General features: G+C 56.1%; 21 protein-coding genes and 1 pseudogene. 15 read left to right on the top strand and 7 right to left on the bottom strand.

Annotated features, from left to right (window positions below; translation table 11 throughout):
• The 12 genes and pseudogenes from NTW95_08550 to NTW95_08495 form a co-directional block, all read left to right on the top strand.
• A partial coding sequence (locus tag NTW95_08550) for a biopolymer transporter ExbD (GenBank protein ID MCX6557459.1) occupies positions 1-336 on the top strand: 336 nt, incomplete at its 5' end.
• On the top strand, positions 333-1,139 hold the full coding sequence (locus NTW95_08545; GenBank protein MCX6557458.1) for a TonB family protein: 807 nt from the start codon (positions 333-335) through the stop codon (positions 1,137-1,139). The genes NTW95_08550 and NTW95_08545, both read left to right, overlap by 4 nt.
• On the top strand, positions 1,139-2,431 hold the full coding sequence (gene tolB / locus NTW95_08540; GenBank protein ID MCX6557457.1) for a Tol-Pal system beta propeller repeat protein TolB: 1,293 nt from the start codon (positions 1,139-1,141) through the stop codon (positions 2,429-2,431). The genes NTW95_08545 and tolB overlap by 1 nt, the downstream gene beginning before the upstream one ends.
• Positions 2,432-2,507: 76 nt before the next feature.
• Positions 2,508-3,041: a peptidoglycan-associated lipoprotein Pal gene (pal, locus tag NTW95_08535; protein MCX6557456.1), complete on the top strand. Its 534-nt coding sequence runs from the start codon at positions 2,508-2,510 to the stop codon at positions 3,039-3,041.
• 5 nt (positions 3,042-3,046) lie between these two features.
• Positions 3,047-3,850: a tol-pal system protein YbgF gene (gene ybgF, locus NTW95_08530; GenBank protein MCX6557455.1), complete on the top strand. Its 804-nt coding sequence runs from the start codon at positions 3,047-3,049 to the stop codon at positions 3,848-3,850.
• 1 nt (position 3,851) lies between these two features.
• On the top strand, positions 3,852-4,352 hold the full coding sequence (ssb, locus tag NTW95_08525; GenBank protein MCX6557454.1) for a single-stranded DNA-binding protein: 501 nt from the start codon (positions 3,852-3,854) through the stop codon (positions 4,350-4,352).
• A pseudogene (locus NTW95_08520) lies at positions 4,352-4,927 on the top strand (GTPase domain-containing protein). The gene ssb and the pseudogene NTW95_08520 overlap by 1 nt, the downstream one beginning before the upstream one ends.
• Positions 4,928-5,427: 500 nt before the next feature.
• Entirely contained in the window at positions 5,428-6,777 is a 1,350-nt protein-coding gene (locus NTW95_08515; GenBank protein MCX6557453.1) for a hypothetical protein, read from the top strand.
• 64 nt (positions 6,778-6,841) lie between these two features.
• Complete coding sequence (locus tag NTW95_08510) at positions 6,842-8,212, top strand: ABC transporter substrate-binding protein (protein MCX6557452.1); 1,371 nt, start codon at positions 6,842-6,844, stop codon at positions 8,210-8,212.
• A complete protein-coding gene (locus NTW95_08505; GenBank protein MCX6557451.1) occupies positions 8,205-8,651 on the top strand; it encodes a hypothetical protein in 447 nt (148 codons plus the stop codon). Before NTW95_08510 ends, NTW95_08505 begins: the two co-directional genes overlap by 8 nt.
• A gap of 92 nt (positions 8,652-8,743) precedes the next feature.
• Positions 8,744-9,514 (top strand): electron transfer flavoprotein subunit beta/FixA family protein, encoded by a 771-nt coding sequence (locus NTW95_08500; GenBank protein MCX6557450.1) that lies wholly within the window; start codon positions 8,744-8,746, stop codon positions 9,512-9,514.
• Positions 9,515-9,523: 9 nt separating this feature from the next.
• The gene (locus NTW95_08495; protein ID MCX6557449.1) at positions 9,524-10,468 is read left to right on the top strand and encodes an electron transfer flavoprotein subunit alpha/FixB family protein; all 945 of its coding nucleotides are present in this window, start codon (positions 9,524-9,526) and stop codon (positions 10,466-10,468) included.
• 19 nt (positions 10,469-10,487) lie between these two features.
• Here NTW95_08495 and NTW95_08490 read toward each other — a convergent pair whose 3' ends face one another.
• Positions 10,488-10,679, bottom strand: a complete 192-nt coding sequence (locus NTW95_08490; GenBank protein ID MCX6557448.1) for a hypothetical protein — start codon at positions 10,677-10,679, stop codon at positions 10,488-10,490.
• Between the two features lie 237 nt (positions 10,680-10,916).
• Here NTW95_08490 and gmd point away from each other — a divergent pair, with 237 nt between their 5' ends.
• The 3 genes from gmd to NTW95_08475 are packed head-to-tail and all read left to right on the top strand — an operon-like array spanning position 10,917 to position 13,245.
• Positions 10,917-11,891 (top strand): GDP-mannose 4,6-dehydratase, encoded by a 975-nt coding sequence (gmd, locus tag NTW95_08485; GenBank protein MCX6557447.1) that lies wholly within the window; start codon positions 10,917-10,919, stop codon positions 11,889-11,891.
• Positions 11,888-12,232, top strand: a complete 345-nt coding sequence (locus NTW95_08480; GenBank protein MCX6557446.1) for a phosphomannose isomerase type II C-terminal cupin domain — start codon at positions 11,888-11,890, stop codon at positions 12,230-12,232. Before gmd ends, NTW95_08480 begins: the two co-directional genes overlap by 4 nt.
• Before the next feature lie 41 nt (positions 12,233-12,273).
• Positions 12,274-13,245 (top strand): 3'(2'),5'-bisphosphate nucleotidase, encoded by a 972-nt coding sequence (locus tag NTW95_08475; protein MCX6557445.1) that lies wholly within the window; start codon positions 12,274-12,276, stop codon positions 13,243-13,245.
• A 73-nt stretch (positions 13,246-13,318) separates the two neighbouring features.
• Here NTW95_08475 and NTW95_08470 read toward each other — a convergent pair whose 3' ends face one another.
• The 6 genes from NTW95_08470 to NTW95_08445 form a co-directional block, all read right to left on the bottom strand.
• On the bottom strand, positions 13,319-13,909 hold the full coding sequence (locus NTW95_08470) for a TIGR00730 family Rossman fold protein (protein MCX6557444.1): 591 nt from the start codon (positions 13,907-13,909) through the stop codon (positions 13,319-13,321).
• 112 nt (positions 13,910-14,021) lie between these two features.
• Positions 14,022-14,930 (bottom strand): hypothetical protein, encoded by a 909-nt coding sequence (locus tag NTW95_08465; GenBank protein MCX6557443.1) that lies wholly within the window; start codon positions 14,928-14,930, stop codon positions 14,022-14,024.
• A gap of 229 nt (positions 14,931-15,159) precedes the next feature.
• Positions 15,160-16,359, bottom strand: a complete 1,200-nt coding sequence (locus NTW95_08460) for an ABC transporter permease (GenBank protein MCX6557442.1) — start codon at positions 16,357-16,359, stop codon at positions 15,160-15,162.
• Between the two features lies 1 nt (position 16,360).
• Positions 16,361-16,864, bottom strand: a complete 504-nt coding sequence (locus NTW95_08455; protein ID MCX6557441.1) for an ATP-binding cassette domain-containing protein — start codon at positions 16,862-16,864, stop codon at positions 16,361-16,363.
• Positions 16,821-17,009, bottom strand: a complete 189-nt coding sequence (locus tag NTW95_08450) for a hypothetical protein (GenBank protein ID MCX6557440.1) — start codon at positions 17,007-17,009, stop codon at positions 16,821-16,823. Before NTW95_08450 ends, NTW95_08455 begins: the two co-directional genes overlap by 44 nt.
• A gap of 90 nt (positions 17,010-17,099) precedes the next feature.
• Positions 17,100-17,317: orotate phosphoribosyltransferase (locus NTW95_08445; GenBank protein MCX6557439.1), on the bottom strand; the 218-nt coding region annotated here is incomplete at its 5' end.

Below are 17,317 nucleotides of genomic sequence, written 5' to 3'. Positions count from 1 at the left end.
GTGCTGCTGATCATCTTCATGGTCACGGCCCCGATGATGCAGACGGGGATCACCGTCAAGCTGCCCACGGCCGAAAGCCGCAACAATCCGAGCCCGGAAGGCCTGGTCCTGACCCTGACCAAGGACCGCTACGTGTACATCAACGACCAGATCGTCAACCTGTATTTCCTGGACTCGCGCCTGAAAAGCTATTTTTACAACCGTGAAAAAAAGGTTGTTTTTCTCAAAGCCGACAAGAGCCTGACCTACGGGTATATCATCGAAGTGATGGATATCGTCAAGAACGCCGGCGTCGATACGGTCGGCATGATCGTCGAGCCCAAGCCGCGCCAATGAAGTTCAAAGCCACGCTGCTCATTTCCCTCGGCCTGCACCTTTCCCTGGCGGCGCTTTTCGTCGTCCAGCCCGCCCCCAAGAGCAGCGGTATGACCTACTACGTCGACCTGGTGAGTCTCGGCGGGGGCGGCGGCAACGGTGGCGGCGGCGGCGGCAACGGTGGCGGGGGCGGCGACGGCAGCAACGGCCAGGGAAGCGGCAAAGGGAATTCCTTGCTCCCGGCGCAGCCGGAAGCGGCTCCCGAGGCCACCCTGGTTGAAGGCGGCGGCAGCGTCAAGAACCTGACCGTGGAAAGCAAGTTCCAGTCCTCGCTGCGCTATCCGGACCGCGAAGGCCGGAAAAAAGCCGAAGCGGAAAAAATGATCTCGGTCATTCGCCGGGACCGGACGCTGAGCAAAATCGAGACCCCGGTCCGGGGAAGCAGCGGCGAAGGCGGTCTGAAGACCGGAATCTCCAGCGGCGGCAGCGGCGATGGCAGCGGCGGCGGATACGGTTCGGGCATTGGCGGCGGTTTTTTCCCCTACGCCTATTATGTCGACCTTCTGCGCGGCCGCATCTCTTCCTCCTGGTATAGCTCCCTGGTCGCACCCGGGCTGAAGGGGAAATACGTCGCCGGGGTGTATTTCGTCGTTCACCGCGACGGCGCCATCGGCGGCCTGCGTCTGGAAAATTCCAGCGGCATCGACTCCCTCGACCTGTCGGCCCGCCGAGCGGTCGAGAATGCCGCGCCGTTTGCCCCCCTGCCCCCCGATTTCCCTTCGCAATACCTGGTCGTCCATTTCGAATTTGAATGGGAGAAATAATGAAACGCAAATTCATCATCCTCGCCGCCCTGGTTCTCCTCGCCAGCACGCTTGTCAGCGGCCAGGAGGAGATTACCATCCGCATCAAAGAGGGAATGCCCATGATCCCGGTGGCCCTGCCCGACTTCCAGTTCACGGAGGCATCGCTGCCCAACAACGAGATCAAGAGCCTGATCTATGAAACTCTTTGGCGCGATCTCGAATATTCCCGGGTCTTCAAGCTGGTGCCGCGCGAACATTACTCCTACATCTCCCGTTTCGATGCCAACGCCATCAATTTCAAGGACTGGGCGTCCATCCAGGCCAACATCCTCATTTCCGGCCAACTGGAGATGACGGCCGACGAGCGGATCATTTTCTCCCTCAAGGTATACGAGGTCAACAGCGCCCGCTTCATTTTCGGCAGGAATTACGGCGGCAAAAAAGACCTCGGCCGCATGATCGCCCACCGGGTCGCCGATGAGATGATGAAGCATTTCGGTGAAAAGCCCCTGTTCACTTCCAAAATCGTCTATGTTTTCGAGTCGGGCAAAGACCGGGACATTTATATCATGGACTACGACGGCTCCCGGCCGACGCGCATCACCTACAGCAACGCGTTGGACATGCTGCCCTCCTGGAGCGCCGACAACGAAAAGATCCTGTACACCTCCTACCGCAACTTGAGTCCCGAGCTCTTCATGTTCGATATCTACACGGGAAAAACCGAGCTGCTCTCCAGCGGCGGCAGCAACTACGCGGCCGACTGGTCGCCCGTGGCCGATCAGATCGTTTTTACCTCGTCGAAGAACGGGAATGCCGAGATCTTTCTCAAGGACATGAAAACCGGCAAGGAAAAGCAGCTGACCTTCAACCCGGCCATCGACACCACTCCCTGCTGGAGCCCCAACGGCCGGGAGATCGCCTTCACTTCCCAGCGCAGCGGCACCCCGCAGATATACATCATGGATGCCGAAGGCAGCAACATCCGCCGCATCACCACCGAGGGCTCCTACCATGACTCGTCGACCTGGTCCCCGGACGGCATGCGGCTGGCTTTCGTGTCGCGCATCGAGAACCGCTTCGACATCTACGTCTTCAACCTGAAAAGCAACGAAATAAGCAAACTAACCGAAAACGCCGGGCGCAACGAGAACCCTTCCTGGTCCCCGGACGGCCGGCACCTGGTTTTTTCCTCCAACCGCAGCGGCAAATACCAGCTGTATTTGATGGATTACGACGGCCGCAACATCCGCCAGATCACCTCGGCCGGGGAAAACAAGATGCCCAAGTGGCAAAAACTGTATAAATAACCTTCAGATAAAAAAAATTTGACAAAGCGCGATGAATATAATATATATTTGCGGTGACTAAATTTAAGGAGGATCTATGAAAAAACTAGGAGTTCTGTTTGTCGTTCTGTCTCTCGTCGTTCTGTTCAATGCCTGCGGAAAGAAAGCCGCCAAGGTTGCCCCCGTTCAGCCAGTAGTTGAAAAAGTGGAAGAGCCCGTCACCCAGGTCGAAAAACCGGTCCTGAGCGACGAGGAACTCTTCCAGCAGAAAACCATCGAAGACCTGAACAAGGACCAGATTTTGAAAAAAATCAACTTTGATTTTGACAAATACCAGATCAGGGATGACATGAAGCCCATCCTGCAGGACAATGCCAACTGGATGCTCAAGTTTGCCAGCGTGAATGTCCTGGTCGAAGGCCATTGCGACGAACGCGGGACCATCGAGTACAACATCGCCCTCGGCGAAAAAAGAGCCGAAGCGGCCAAGAATTACCTGGCTTCGCTGGGCGTCAACGCCGCCAACATCAAGATCGTCTCCTACGGCAAAAGCAAGCCCCTGGTTCAGGGCGTGGACGAGGCGACCTATTTCCAGAACCGCCGCGCTGAATTCGTCATCACCAAGAAATAACCCGCATGAAGCCAAAGGTCCCCCTGGCGGCACTGATCGTCCTGCTGCTCAGTTCCCTGCCCCTGGCGGCGGTGAAAAAAGACACCAAGATGATCCTGGACGAAATCCAGAAGTTGGCCGATACCATCGCCGCCCTGGATGCGAAAGTCGACGCCATGGCCGCCGAGCTGGCCGGCTTGGCCAAGAAATCGAACATCAGTGACGAGCGCATCGGCGCCATGTCGCGCAGTCAGGCCGACATGGCCCAGAACCGGGAAGACCTGATGCTCAGCATGCAGTTTTTCAAGGAAGAATTGAACGACATAAAGAACTCATTGAGCAAGATAAACGACAGGATCATGAACATCCCCGCCGGGCCCGGAGGCGTCACGGCGGGCGCCCCCGACAATGTCGCCGGCGGCGGCATCAGGACCGCCGAGCCGTCCATCAGCCAGGACCCTTCAAGCATCTATTACGCCGCCTATTCCGACTACATCAAAGAGAACTTCGACCTGGCCATCGAGGGTTTCAGGCAGTTCATCCGCAATTTCCCCGAAAGCGGCCTGGCCGACAATTCCCTGTACTGGATCGGCGAATGCTACTATGCCAAGAAGAAATACCAGGACGCCATCAACACCTTCAACGAACTGCTCAACAAGTACCGGGACGGCGACAAGGCGCCGGCCGCTATCCTGAAAAAGGGCTACGCGCTGCTGGAAATGGGCCGGCAAAGCGAAGGCATCGCCATTCTCAAGGACCTGATCTCGCGCTTCCCGTTGTCCGAGGAATCGTCTTTGGCCCAGCAAAAAATCAAGGAGTTCAGCGAATAACATGAGCCAAGTTCGCAGCTTGAATCGCGTCATCCTGGTCGGCCGGGCAGGGAAGGACCCAGAGGTCACGGTTATGCCTAAAAGCGGTCAGCAGTTGGCCAAGTTCTCCCTGGCCACCAACGAAGGATATTTTGACAAGAACAGCAACGCCTGGAAGGACCTGCCGACGGAGTGGCACAACATCGTCGCCTGGAGAGCTCTAGCCCAAAAAGTTGAAAAAAGCTTGGGTAAAGGCGATCTGGTGCTGGTCGAAGGCAGCATCCGCACGCGCAAATGGCAGGATAAGAACGGTCAAGACCGATCGACCACCGAGATCCAAGCCGACAATATAACCATCCTGGATCGGCGCAAAGACCAGGGCGCCGGGGGTGCCGGGGCGCCGTATCCATCGGGAAATGCCGGCAGAAACTCCTTCCCCGACAGCACCGACGGTGGCCTGCCCCCCTTCGCGGCCGCTCCGGAAGGAGACGACCGCAGCTTCGAGGATGAGGATCCGTTCTAATGGCCTTTGTTAATTACAACAACAAGGAAATCACCGCCAAGATCGTCTACTACGGACCGGCGTTAAGCGGTAAAACCACCTGCCTGCGTTACATCTTCAATTGCGATGAGATCGAAAACAAAGGCAAGCTGATCACCCTGGACACGGACGGCGACCGCACCCTGTTCTTCGATTTTCTCCCCCTGGAGATCGGCAAACTGGGGAATTATTCCATCAAAATCCAGCTGTACACCGTCCCGGGCCAGGTCGCCTATGACACGACCCGCAAGCTCGTGCTGCAGGGAGCCGACGGCGTGGTTTTCATCGCCGATTCCCAGGTGGTGGTGCGCGAGCAGAATATCGAAAGCCTGACCAATTTGAAAAAGAATCTCAAGCTGAACAACCTGCAATATGACAAGATACCGCTGATCTTTCACTTCAACAAAAGAGATTTGAAGGAGATCCTGCCGATCAATTCCCTGAACAAGGATTTGAACCCGGACAACAAATCTTTTTTCCCCACCGTAGCCACCAGCGGCGAAAACGTCCTGGAAGGCTTGTACGCCATCATCAAGCTGGTCATCATCCACCTGAAGAACCAGCTGTCTATCTTTCAAAAGGACAAGACGATCATGTTTTCCCGGGAGGAGATCACCTCCTCCACCCCCCAGCCGGGAGAAAACAAGGTGGTTCTCACCGATGCGGACGAGGAGGTAAAGGCCGGCGACACCGACAAGGAGGAAATTTTCGAGTTGTCCTCGCCCATGGTCGATGCCGAGGACTCCCTCCAGCCCGAAGCCGTTGATGACATATTCAACCTGGAAGAAGCCCAGGAAATCAAGAACGAAAAATCCGACATCGATATCCCGGAACACGACTTTGCCGAAGAGGAACGCAAGGACACCGACGCCGTCAATATCTCCGCCCTCATCACCGACGACGAAGACACCGGCGAGCGCTTGGCGAAGGCCAAGGCCAAGTCGACCATCCGCCATATCGACCTGCCGGTGACGCTCGATGTCGGCAAAGGCACCGGAGACGTCCAGGTGAACATCCATTTGAAACTCACCATAAAAAAAAAGTAAGCGAAAACGGCATGAAAAAAGGTACGCTGTTGTTGTTTCTTTTTTTGTCTGCCGGCTTCATTTTCCCCCAGGCAAACGCCGAAGCGCTGGTGCAGGAAGCTGCCGACCATGTGCGCGCTTTTTTCAAGAACAAGGCCGACGCGCGGGTGGCCATCGTGCAATTCGAGAATGATTCCGAGTTGAGCGACCTGGCCATGCAAAAGATTTACCAGATGCTGACGGCGCGCCTGGAGGGAGACCCGAACATCAAAATGTCCGACCTGCTGGTCAATTTCGCCAACGGCCGCGGCGAATTCAACCTGAGCCAGGTGCAGGAGCTCGACTACCTGCTCTACCTGAGGTTCATCCAGAATAAAAGCAAGACCGGTCTCGGCCTGGCCATGTTCTCCCGTTGGCAGGACAAGCTCGTCTCGTTGAAGTACATGGAGAAAAACCTGAGCCGGGGTGAAATGGACTTGCTAGACGTCAGGAGTTTCGCGTTCGCCGAACTGGGCTTTTCAAAGCTGACCGAGTTTGAAACCAGGAAAAACCTGATGGATATCCAAAGCGTCAGCGGCGCCGACGGGCAAGCGGAATATTATTTGTACTACCCGGACGAAATCGTCATCTACCGGGCCAGGGGAGAGCGGCTGGAGAAACAATCCACCTGCAAGCTCACCTTGACCCGGCCGTTCTACCCGGTGCTGAGCACCCAGGGCAAACTCCTTGCCTTCACGGCCAAGGGGAGCTTGATCCTGACCGTTGGCGCCAATTTCTCCTCCTATGCCCAGGTTCTGGCCAGCCGCGACAACCAGTGGCAGGAAATCGCCAAGATCGGCTTCGTACCTTTCAAGCAGCTCGTTTTCAACGGCAATCCGTACCTGGTGGGGGCCCGCTACGACGAGGGGAAAAACTATTTCAGAGACAAAATTTGTTTCATGCCCTTCAGCGATCCCGCGCTCGTTTCGGGAATCGTCGAGAAAAAAGCCTTCCCGGCCTATGCCATCGATTTTTCAACCCGGGACGGACAGCTGCAGGGCATTCACCTGATCGATCGCGATTACCGCTACCACCTGCTCACCGGCGACCTTGCCGAAACGACCCCCGAGGCCGATCGCCGCGGGGCCAGCCTGGCCGCCAACGATGACCAATGGCTGGCCGTCAGCGACTATTCGCGACAGACGGACCAGATATTTTTCTACGATATCAAGACCGGCGGGCAACGGCCGGTGTATATTGCAAAAATCGGTGGCGAAATCCAGTTCATCAGCGCCGGCGTTTGGGGGGCGGTCAAGGGCTTCTGGGTGTGCAGTCGGTTGTCCCAGGACGATGGCGAGTACGGCAGGTCGGTCTTGCAATTCTGGGGAAAGCGCAATGACTAGCGGAAAACTGCTGATCCAGCTTTGCCGGATAAGAACCTATAAAAATAAATTATCTCCAAAAAAAATGCAGATAATTTATTTTAAGGTTCTAACCCAGTTGCTGGCATTGTGCCTGGTCTTCGCCATCAAGCCCTACTACGGAGGCGAGATCAGCATCAAGCTCAACGAGCCCACCTCGTTCACCCTGAACACTGCCAATTATTCCAACCTGATCCTCTATTCCCTGATCTATGAAAATTTCTTTTACCTGCAGAAGGATGGCGCGATCACGACCCATCTGTTCGAGGATTACCGCTACGACACCGGCAGCCGCGTCCTGACCCTGACCGTCAAGGACAATCTCAGTTTTTCCAACGGCAAGCCGCTGACCGCCAGGAACATCCAGATGTCCCTGAAAATGTTCCTGGGGGCCAACCTTTTCGCGGCCAGCAAACTGAACCGGATCATCAAGAACATCCGCGTGGAAGGCGACCAAACCGTGATCGAGCTGCGCAATGACTGCCCCGATATCCTGGCCATGCTGACCGTTCCCGATCTGGTGGTGCTGGCCGAGAGCGAGCAGTCGTTTTCCGGCCCTTTCTATCCCGACGAATGGCAAAAAGGCAGCACCCTGATCCTGAAAGCCAACCCGTTTTACGCCGGCGGCAGGACATTCCTGGACTCGGTCAGGGTCATGTTCGGCGACGACGCGCTCCCCGACGTGTTTCTTTCCAATCCGAAGTCGATCAAGGAGAACTACCGCGAGTTCGATTCGGGGATCTCCCAGAACATCTATCTTTGCTTCCTGCAGGGCGATGTTGGCCAGAACACCAAACTCGCCCTGTACTCGCTCCTGAAAAAATTCAACGAGGCTTCCGGTTCCAAGTACCGGGAGCTGCGCTCGCTGACCAGCGACGAGGAATCGCCGGTTTCCATCCAGATCAAGACCATTTCGACGCAAAAGACGGCGTCGATCCTCAAAGCCTCGGACATCAAGCTGTACATCCTGGCTTCGCTCTCCTACCTGGAAAAGGACATGACGGCATTCCTGAAGGACAGCAACCTGAAAATCGAAACGGTTTTCATCGACGACAGCCAGATGATGAATTTCCTGAATTCCTCGGCCATCAAGTACATCCTGATCGACAAGATCTTCCAGAGCAAGATTCCTATTGAAGAAAAGCTCAGCCGCATCCTCAAGGAATCGAGCTTCAATCAGTTCAACGCCAAGTATTTGCGCATGCTCGGCGAGCTGGACGAGGTCAAGTACAGCAATTCGCAGGATTTGCTGATGGAGCAGGTCGCCCGCATCAGCGAAGCCATCATCAATGACGGATTCATATTCCCGTTGTTCCAGAAAGATTATTCCCTGTACATCCGCAAGGATTGGCAGGCGACCGAAATCGACTATTACGGGAGGCTGCTCTTGCAAAAGGCGAGTAAAAACAGTGATTAAAAAAACCCTGCTCGTGACCGCCTACCTGCTTCTGGCCCTGCCCGCGCTGGCATTCGACGCCGGATTCATCGCCGGGTCCATCAGCCAGCCGGCCAGTTTCTTCTACGGCCTCTCGGCCGGATCCGGGACCATCGTGCCCATGGTCAAGTTCGAATTCGAGGGCTACCGCATCAAGGAATCGGGGCTGAACAGCCTGAGCGCGGCGGTCAAGTTCCGGCCCAAGTTCGGCAATTTCGCGCCCTACGCCTTCCTGGGGGTCGGAAGCGAATTCGTCAAGCTCAACTTCCACTTCAGCGATTACAGTTTCTATGCCATGATCGGGGGCGGTTTCCACTACTTTTTCACCTCCCTCTTCTCCCTGCGCTTCGACCTGCGCTTCATCCATGCCTCCGATTTCGACCGCACCCGGGTCAGCGGCGGGGTGTTCATCCACCTGTAGCGATTGACTTTTGCCCGTTTTTACGCTATAAATAGTCTTTCTCCGGCAGCAATCCAGTAAATAAAGCCTTTTTTCACACACAGGAGGTCGCAATGAACATATACGTTTGCCTCAAGCAAGTTCCCGATACGGAAGCCAGCATTCTGGTCAAGGACGGTAAATCCATCCAGGAAGCCAATATCAAATGGATAGTCAGCCCCTACGATGAATACGCCATCGAGGAGGCGCTGAAGCTCAAGGAAAAGACCCCCGGTTCCACGGTGACCGCCGTTTGCCTGGGCCCCGAGCGGGTGCACAATGCCCTACGTTCGGCACTGGCCATGGGCGTTGACAAGGCCGTTCAGATCGAGAGCAACGTCTACCTGGACGACCAGGCCACGGCCCGGGCCCTGGCCGAGGTCATCAAGGCCGACAGCGCCTTCGGCATCATCTTTACCGGCAAACAGGCCATCGACAACGACTCCTACCAGCTGCACCTCCTGCTGGCCGAGAACCTGGGCATCCCGGCGGCCACCAATGTCACGGCATTCGCCGTCGAAGGCCAGACGGCGAAGGTCCAGCGCGAAATCGACGAAGGGGCGAAGGAGATGATCGAGATGTCCATACCCTGCCTGGTGGCGGCCGCCAAGGGCCTGAACACCCCGCGCTACGCGTCGATGATGGGCATTATGAAAGCTAAGAAAATCGAAATCAAAAAGGTCAGTTTGAACGATATCGGCGTCAGCGAAAGCCAGAACAAGGTCCAGCTGGTCAAGCTCTCGGCCCCGGCCGAAAAGCCCCAGGGTCGTGTCATCCCCGGCGAACCGGCCGACGCGGTCAAGGAACTGGTACGGCTTCTGCGCGACGAAGCCAAGGTACTCTAGGAGGCGAACATGGCCAACATCGGACTGTACATCGAACTGAAGGAAGGCGTTTTCAAGAAATCCAACCGCGAGCTGCTCAGCCTGGCCAGGAAATGCGGCCAGAACGTCCATGCCGTCGTCTTTTGCTCCGACGTCCAACCCTACCTGCCGAAACTGCGCGGCATTCAGACCGTTATCCAGGTCAATGGCGCCGATCTGGCCTATCAGCCGGACCGCTACGCCCAGACCCTGGCCGACATCATCGCCGAGTTCAAACTCGACGTTTTTTGCGGCATTTTTTCAGCCCAGGGCAAGGACCTGTTCCCGCGCCTGGCCGCCAAGGCCAAGGCCAGCCTGGTAAACGACTGCCTGGCCGTTGATCTGGCCGCGCGTAAATGCGTCAAACCGGTTTATTCCGGCAAGCTGCTGGCCGAATACCAGGTGAACGACGGGAGGGCCTTGTTCACGGTCAGGCCCAACGTCATCGCGGTGGAAGAGGGCCCGGCCGACGGCCAGCCCGAAGTCAAGACGTTTCCGTTCAACGCCGCCCCGTTGAAAACGCGCATCGTGCAGGTAATGAAAAGCGCCGCCAAAAAAATCGACCTGACCGAGGCCGATATCATCGTTTCGGGAGGCCGGGCCATGAAGAACAAGGAGAATTTCGCCATCCTGGAAGACTTGGCCGCGGTGCTCAAGGCCGGGATCGGCGCTTCGCGAGCGGCGGTCGACGCCGAATACGCCACGGCCGACATGCAGGTCGGGCAAACCGGAAAAGTCGTCAACCCCAAGCTGTACGTCGCCTGCGGCATCTCGGGAGCCATCCAGCACTTCGTCGGCATGAAAACCTCGAAGGTCATCGTGGCCATCAACAAGGACCCCGAGGCGCCCATCTTCAAGAAAGCCGATTACGGCATCGTCGGCGATCTGTTCGTCATCGCCCCGCTATTGAAAGAGGAGTTGAAAAAGAACTTGTGACCGGGGCCGCGAGCCGAGCTCAGCCGCGCCCGCTCTGGCGCAAACGCGCCTCAACAAATTTTTTCAGGCGTTTGTTTTTATCATCCAGGTGGCGTACCTGGCCGCGCAGCGTCCGCAGTTCCAGCAGCCAGTTCAACACCTGTTTATCCATCTTTTTCCGCGATAATTTGACCTTGATCAGCATTATTTCGATATAATCATCAAGCTTCATGGGCATTCCCCAGGACCATTATAGGATTTTCACCGCTAACTGGCAAATTCCCGCCAAAATCGACCACACGGCCGCCCCGTCCACCGCGACGGCACATTTGACACTCCGGCCCAATTCGGCTAAAATGGCCTTCTAACCCAGCTGCGCTGGATAAGAGCCTTAGATAACAAATTCAAAATTTGTTCTAAAAAACTAACAAATTTTAGAATTTGCTATAAGGTACTAAAAGGAGCACAAATGGCCAAAAAAGCACTGATTTCAGGGGTCACCGGGCAGGATGGTTCCTATCTGGCCGATTTCCTGCTTGAAAAAGGCTACGATGTCTATGGCATGGTCCGCCGCTCCAGCATGGAGAAGTTCGACCGCATCGAGCACATCAAGGACCGCATCCATATCAGGCAGGCCGACCTGCTCGACCAGTATTCCATCAGCAAGATCATCGAAGAAGTCCAGCCCGAAGAAGTGTATAACCTCGCCGCCATGAGTTTCGTCCCCACCTCGTGGGACCAACCGGTGCTGACCGCCGAATTCACGGCCATAGGCGTCACCCGCATGCTGGAAGCCATCCGCGCCGTGAACCCGCGCATCCGCTTCTACCAGGCCTCGTCATCGGAAATGTTCGGCTTGGTCAAGGAGATCCCCCAGACCGAATTGACCCCGTTCCATCCGCGCAGCCCTTACGGCGTGGCCAAGGTCTATGGTCATTGGATCACGGTCAACTACCGGGAAAGCTATGATATTTTCGCCGTTTCGGGCATCCTCTTCAACCATGAGTCGCCGCGGCGCGGCATCGAGTTCGTCACCCGCAAGGTGACCTACAACGTGGCCAAGATCAAGTTGGGATTGAGCAAGGAACTGCGCATGGGCAACCTGGAAGCCAAACGCGATTGGGGTTACGCCCTGGACTACGTCGAGGCCATGTGGCTGATGCTGCAGCAGGACAAGGCCGACGATTTCGTCATCGCCAGCGGCGAGACCCATTCGGTCAAAGAACTGGTGGAGATCGCCTTTTCCCATGTCGGCCTCGATTACAGAGATTTCGTGGTCATGGACAAGAAATTCATCCGGCCGGCCGAAGTCGATCTGCTCCGCGGCGATTTTAGCAAAGCCAAAAAAATACTGGGTTGGAAGCCGAAAGTCCATTTCGCCCAGCTGGTCGAAATGATGGTTAACGCCGACTTGGCCGTTGTCAAAAAGGAATACAATCGATGAATTACCAGGAAGAACGTCCCTGGGGCTGGTTCGAGATCCTCTTCGAAGAGGAGCGGCTGAAGATCAAGCGCATCATGGTCAAGCCCGGGAAAAGGCTCTCCCTGCAAAGCCATGAGCGCCGGGCCGAGAACTGGGTGATCATCCAGGGACAGGCGCTGTTCACCCTGGACGAAAATACCATGCGCCTCGGACCGCGCCAGGCGGTGTTCATCCCGGAAAAGGCCAAGCACCGCATCGAAAATCCCGGCCAGGAAAACCTGGTTTTTGTGGAAGTGCAGACCGGGGCCTACCTGGGCGAAGACGATATCACCCGCTTTCAGGACGATTTCGACCGCGTCTAGCCATTGTTTGTACACGGCCGCAAGATAAATTAGGAAATTCAATGCTGCAAAAAGAAAAAGAAATCAGCCTGCAGGCGGTCGGCGCGGCCATGGCCATGGCCGCTACCATCCAGAAGGAGGCGACCGGCAGGGACACCCTGACAAAATCCGACCGCAGCCCGGTGACCATCGCCGATTTTGCCGTACAAGCCCTGATCTGCCAGGTCCTCAGCTGCCATTTTCCCGGCATGCCGATCGTGGGCGAAGAAGATTCGCTGGCGCTGCGTAGGCCGGAAAACCGGGAACTTTTTGCCAAGATCATCCATTGCCTGAAAAATAACGACGCGCCCATGGAAGAAAAAGAGATCTGCGACTGCATCGACCTGGGCGGGGCGGAGCCCGACGGGACCTTTTGGACGCTGGATCCCATCGACGGCACCAAGGGCTTCCTGCGCGGTGAACAGTTCGCCATCGCCCTGGCGCTGATCCAGAACGGCCAGGTCCGCCTGGGCATCCTCGGCTGCCCGAACCTGCCGCCAGGTTCCGGCGGCACGCTGTTCTGGGCCATTTCCGGAAAGGGCAGCTGGAAGATCCCGGCCCGGGGCGGCAGCGCCGAACCCATCCGCGCTTCGGTTAAAACCGATCCGCGCCAGATGAAATTCGTCGAAAGCTACGAGTCCTCGCACAGCGACAAGGACACCCAGCTCGAAATTTCCCGGCTGCTGCAGATCGTCCATCCTCCCGAGCAGATGGACAGCCAGGTCAAGTACGGCATCGTGGCCGCAGGCGACGCCGAAATCTACCTGCGCATTCCCAACCCTGCCACTCCCCACTACCGCGAAAAGATCTGGGACCACGCCGCCGGCAGTTTGATCGTGGAAGAGGCCGGGGGCTGGGTGAGCGACATCGACGGCAAAAAACTGGATTTTTCCGCGGGCAGGACCCTGCGCAACAACCGCGGCATCCTGGCCACCAACGGCCGCATCCATTCGCGGGTGCTGGAGATCATCGCGGAATTGGACGGGCGAAAATAACCAGGAAAATTCCCGTAGGGAACGCAAATTTGCGTTCCCTACCCGGCGGTTATGCGATAAAACCGATCGGCGATTATCCCTTCCCCAACCCCAGCGCCCATTCCGCCTTGTCGGCAACGGGCGGCTGGTGGCATTCAAATTGCCGGAGCAGCTCTTCCGGATCCTCGGCGGAGAGGATCATGGAACGGTGGGGAGTATCGATGAAACCCTGCTCGGTGACCTGGTCGAGGAATGCGAGCAAGGCGGTGAAAAAGCCGGCCACGTTGAGCAGGCCGCAGGGCTTGCGATGCATCCCCAGCTGCGCCCAGGTGAGGATCTCGAACAGTTCCTCCAGGGTGCCCAGTCCGCCCGGCAGGGCCATGAAGCCGTCGGAAAGCTCGGCCATCAACGCCTTGCGCTCGTGCATGGTTTCCACCACCCGCAGGTCGCTGAGCCCGGTGAAAGCCACCTTGCGCTCGTGAAGGCCCCTGGGGATCACGCCGATAACTTCACCCTTATTTTCCAGGGCAGCCTGGGCCAGCTGGCCCATCATGCCGACCCGGCCGCCGCCGAAGACCAGGCCGATTTTTCTTTGGGCCAGGAAGGTTCCCACCTGTCGCGCCGCCCGGACATATTCGGGCCTAGCCCCCGGGCTCGAACCGCAGAACACGCATATTCGCTTCATGGCATTCCTTTATTTCAAGATCGCACGCATGAATCGCCAATAATTTTTTTATGGAAAATCATTAAAAGAAAGAATTTTTAGCAAAAATGGTTGTACGTTCTAAAATTTCTTTCTACTTCCCGACATTCTCACAGGGAATTTTATATGGATCGCCGACTCCGTCGAATTTTGTTTTCTGGAATTTGTCCCCTACGTAGTCTTGTTGAAATGTTACCAGCGGCCATACCGTACATGTGCCGTCGCTGTTTTTAACCGCAATCGCCGCCCTGATGTAGCGGTGCAAAATGATTCCGGTAAGTTCGTTCCTGCGGATCATCCAATCGGGATCGACGATCACCACCCGCAGAACCTCCCCCTTGATTCTGTCCTTGTAGGTTTGAGAGCTCTTGAAGGCGTTGATCATTTCCGCTTCAAGTCCCTTGTCGGAAAGTGCTGCTTTCGGCATCACTGCGTTTTTCGTGCCGGCGCCGGACGCGGATTCGTTCAAATCCTTGGACATCTTCCTGTACACCGCGTAATCGGTTCCTTTGATCACGAACTTCCCTACGGATACGAAGTTGTAGTTGCAGCTCAACTTGACGATGATGGTGTGCTCGCCGGGCTCGAGTATGCTCAAGGCTGCGGCATATGCCACGGGACCATAAAACTCGCTGCCAAATTTCTTATACACCAGGTCCTGGCTGCCGTAGGCGGTCATGGCATATGTTGCCGGCACAATGTCAAGGGGCAGAAATGTCTTCTGCAGAGCGTCGCCCGATACCGCCAATGTGTTTGATTCCAATTGCATTTCACTCGGCTGTTGATATGAATAGAGGGGCGGTTTAAGCTCATACAAAAACACTTCCACGTCGACCTTCTTCTGCTCGGAAACGAGAATACCCAAAATGGACTTTTGAAGGAAAGCCAGCGCATAAATATTGTCACCGGATTTAAACTGGGTGGTAAGCGCTACCGGGTTCTGAGGATCGATAAGCGTTTTGGAGAAGACAATTTCACCGGGCTTTTGGGCAAAGGTATTCATTGGAAGCAAACAGAGAATGAGGAAAAGCAAGGCGAACAAAAGTAATTTTTTAATGATAACCTCCTTTGTCCTATCTAACTTATATAAAAATTGTTTTTACTCTTGCTTGAATCTTAAGGATTATTATCTGAAATGTCAATAATCGGCAGCACAAATCATCCGTTTATCCTGACGGATTTGATTTGTCTTTCCCATCGGGGGCAGTGATTTTTTTATGGCAGCCGCAGCTTCACACGCCGCGGAAGATGACCTCTTCGCGGTTGAACCAGTGGGTGCAGAAAACCAGTCCCACGGCCGCCAGGGCGAAGAGGACCAGGAAAACCTCGGCCATAAACAGCGGCGGAATCGTGCCGGCGATGATCTCCTTGGTGGCCAGCGAAATGTTGAGGATGGGGATCAGGGCGGTGATGGCATTCAATTTGATGCCCGGGAATATGCCGATGAGGACGGGGATGATGATCATGATGTTCAGGGGGGCGATGATGCTCTGGGCCTCCTTGTACGATTTGGCAAAAACCGAAACCGAGAGCAGAATGGCGGCGAAAAAGGCACAAAGGGGGATGATCATCGAGAAGAGCAGCAACAGCGACTTCCACTCGATCAGTTTGAGGATCATGCCCAGAACCTCCGTGGGGAGCATCCGGCTCTGGCGGAAAACAATGTACAGCCAGAGCACCGACGACAGGGCGGTAAATATGCCCGAAGCGGTGACCACCAGGAATTTACCCGCCACGATCTGCAGGCGCGAGGCGGGCGAGACCAGCAGCGTCTCCATGGTGCCGCGTTCCTTCTCTCCGGCCGCCAGGTCAATGGCCGGGTACATGGCGCCCAGGAAGCAGAAGATAACGAAAAAATAAGGGAACATGCCGCCGAGGCGCTGGCCCATTTTTTCCCGGATCGTGGAAACATCCTTCTCGACAATTTTTAGCGGTTCCACAAAAGCGGCGGCCAGGCTTTTTTTCTGCAGCCGCCGTTCCAGCAATTGCTGCTTGTACTTTTCCATGACTTTGCGGATCCGTTCCAGGGCCATTTCGTTTTCCGAAGAGGAGGCCTTGTAATAAACCTGCACAGCGCCGGTTCCATCCCGGTCGACGGTTTCTGAAAAATCTGCCGCGAATGAGACGGCGAAATCGAGCCGGCCGTTTCGCACCGACTGATCAATTTCCTTTTTATCCACGGTGGTATCGATTTTCACTTTTTCACTGCCCAGCAGCAGTTTGCTGAAGTCCGGCAGCGGCTCTGCAGAAAATACGGCCACGCGCAATTCCTTTTCCTGAGCCCGTTTTTCCATGTCCATGCCCAGGCGCATCGACAGATTGAAGATCAGGAAGATCACCAGAAAAGGCATGACGATCATGAAAAAAATCGTACGCCGGTCGCGCAGCATATCACGGAGCTCTTTTTTGAATATGATCGCTAAAAGCTTCATGTTACGCCTCCTCGACGCGGCGGATGAATTCGTCCTCGAGCGATTTCGCCTTCATCGCCCGCGTGTAGGCGTCGTACGTGTCGTTGTAGAGCAGGCGCCCGCGGTGGATGATGGCCAGATCGTCGCTGAGCAGGCTCACCTCGCCCATGATATGGGTAGAAAAGATAACGGTCTTTCCGTCCGTGCGGCACTGGCGGATCAATTGCAGGATACTCTTGGCGGTGATCACGTCCAATCCGACCGTCGGCTCATCGAACACCAGCACCTGCGGATCGTGGATCATGGTACGGGCGATCGAGACCTTCTGCTTCATGCCCGATGAGAGCTTGCCGATGCGGCGGCCGGCGAACTCCTCGATACCCAGCAAACGGAAAAGTTCTCCTTTACGCTTGGCGAGCGACGCCGGTTCCATGCCGTGCAAGCGGCCGTAGTAGTCGATCATTTCCGTCGGCGTCAGCCGTTCATAAAGGCCGGTCGAGCCGGTCAGAAAACCGATTGGGGCCAAGCAGGGAAAAAATGCGTCCGGGCTTGCAGCTGAAGCTGACGTCGGCCACGGCATCCACCGTATTGCCCCGGGCGTGTGCGACTTTCTCCTTTTTCTGTTCCTTGCTCAAGCGGAACGTTTTGGTCAAATTTTCCACGACGATCATGGCTGGTTTCTCCTGTCGAGTGACAAAGCGAAAGTGTAGCGCCAGTCGGCCGGCAAGTCAAGCTTTTTGCCGGGACAAGGCGCGCCGTCGTTACGATAGATCCTGCTTGGTAAAAATCGAAAGAAAACGGTAACCGCGGGCCTCGATGGCTTCGCGGCCGCCCTCCGGGCGGTCGAGCACGGCCATGACCACCTCGACCTTGCCGCCCTGGGCTTCGACCTGCCCGGCCCCCTTGATGATCGAGCCGCCCGAGGTGATGACGTCGTCGAACAGGGCCACGCGGTCGCCGGCACGGAAGTTGCCCTCGA

This window comes from Candidatus Aminicenantes bacterium (genome assembly GCA_026393795.1).
GTDB lineage: Bacteria > Acidobacteriota > Aminicenantia > UBA2199 > UBA2199 > UBA2199.
The sequence above is the reverse complement of the archived record's forward strand: the minus strand, read 5'-3'. Positions and strand labels throughout refer to the sequence as shown.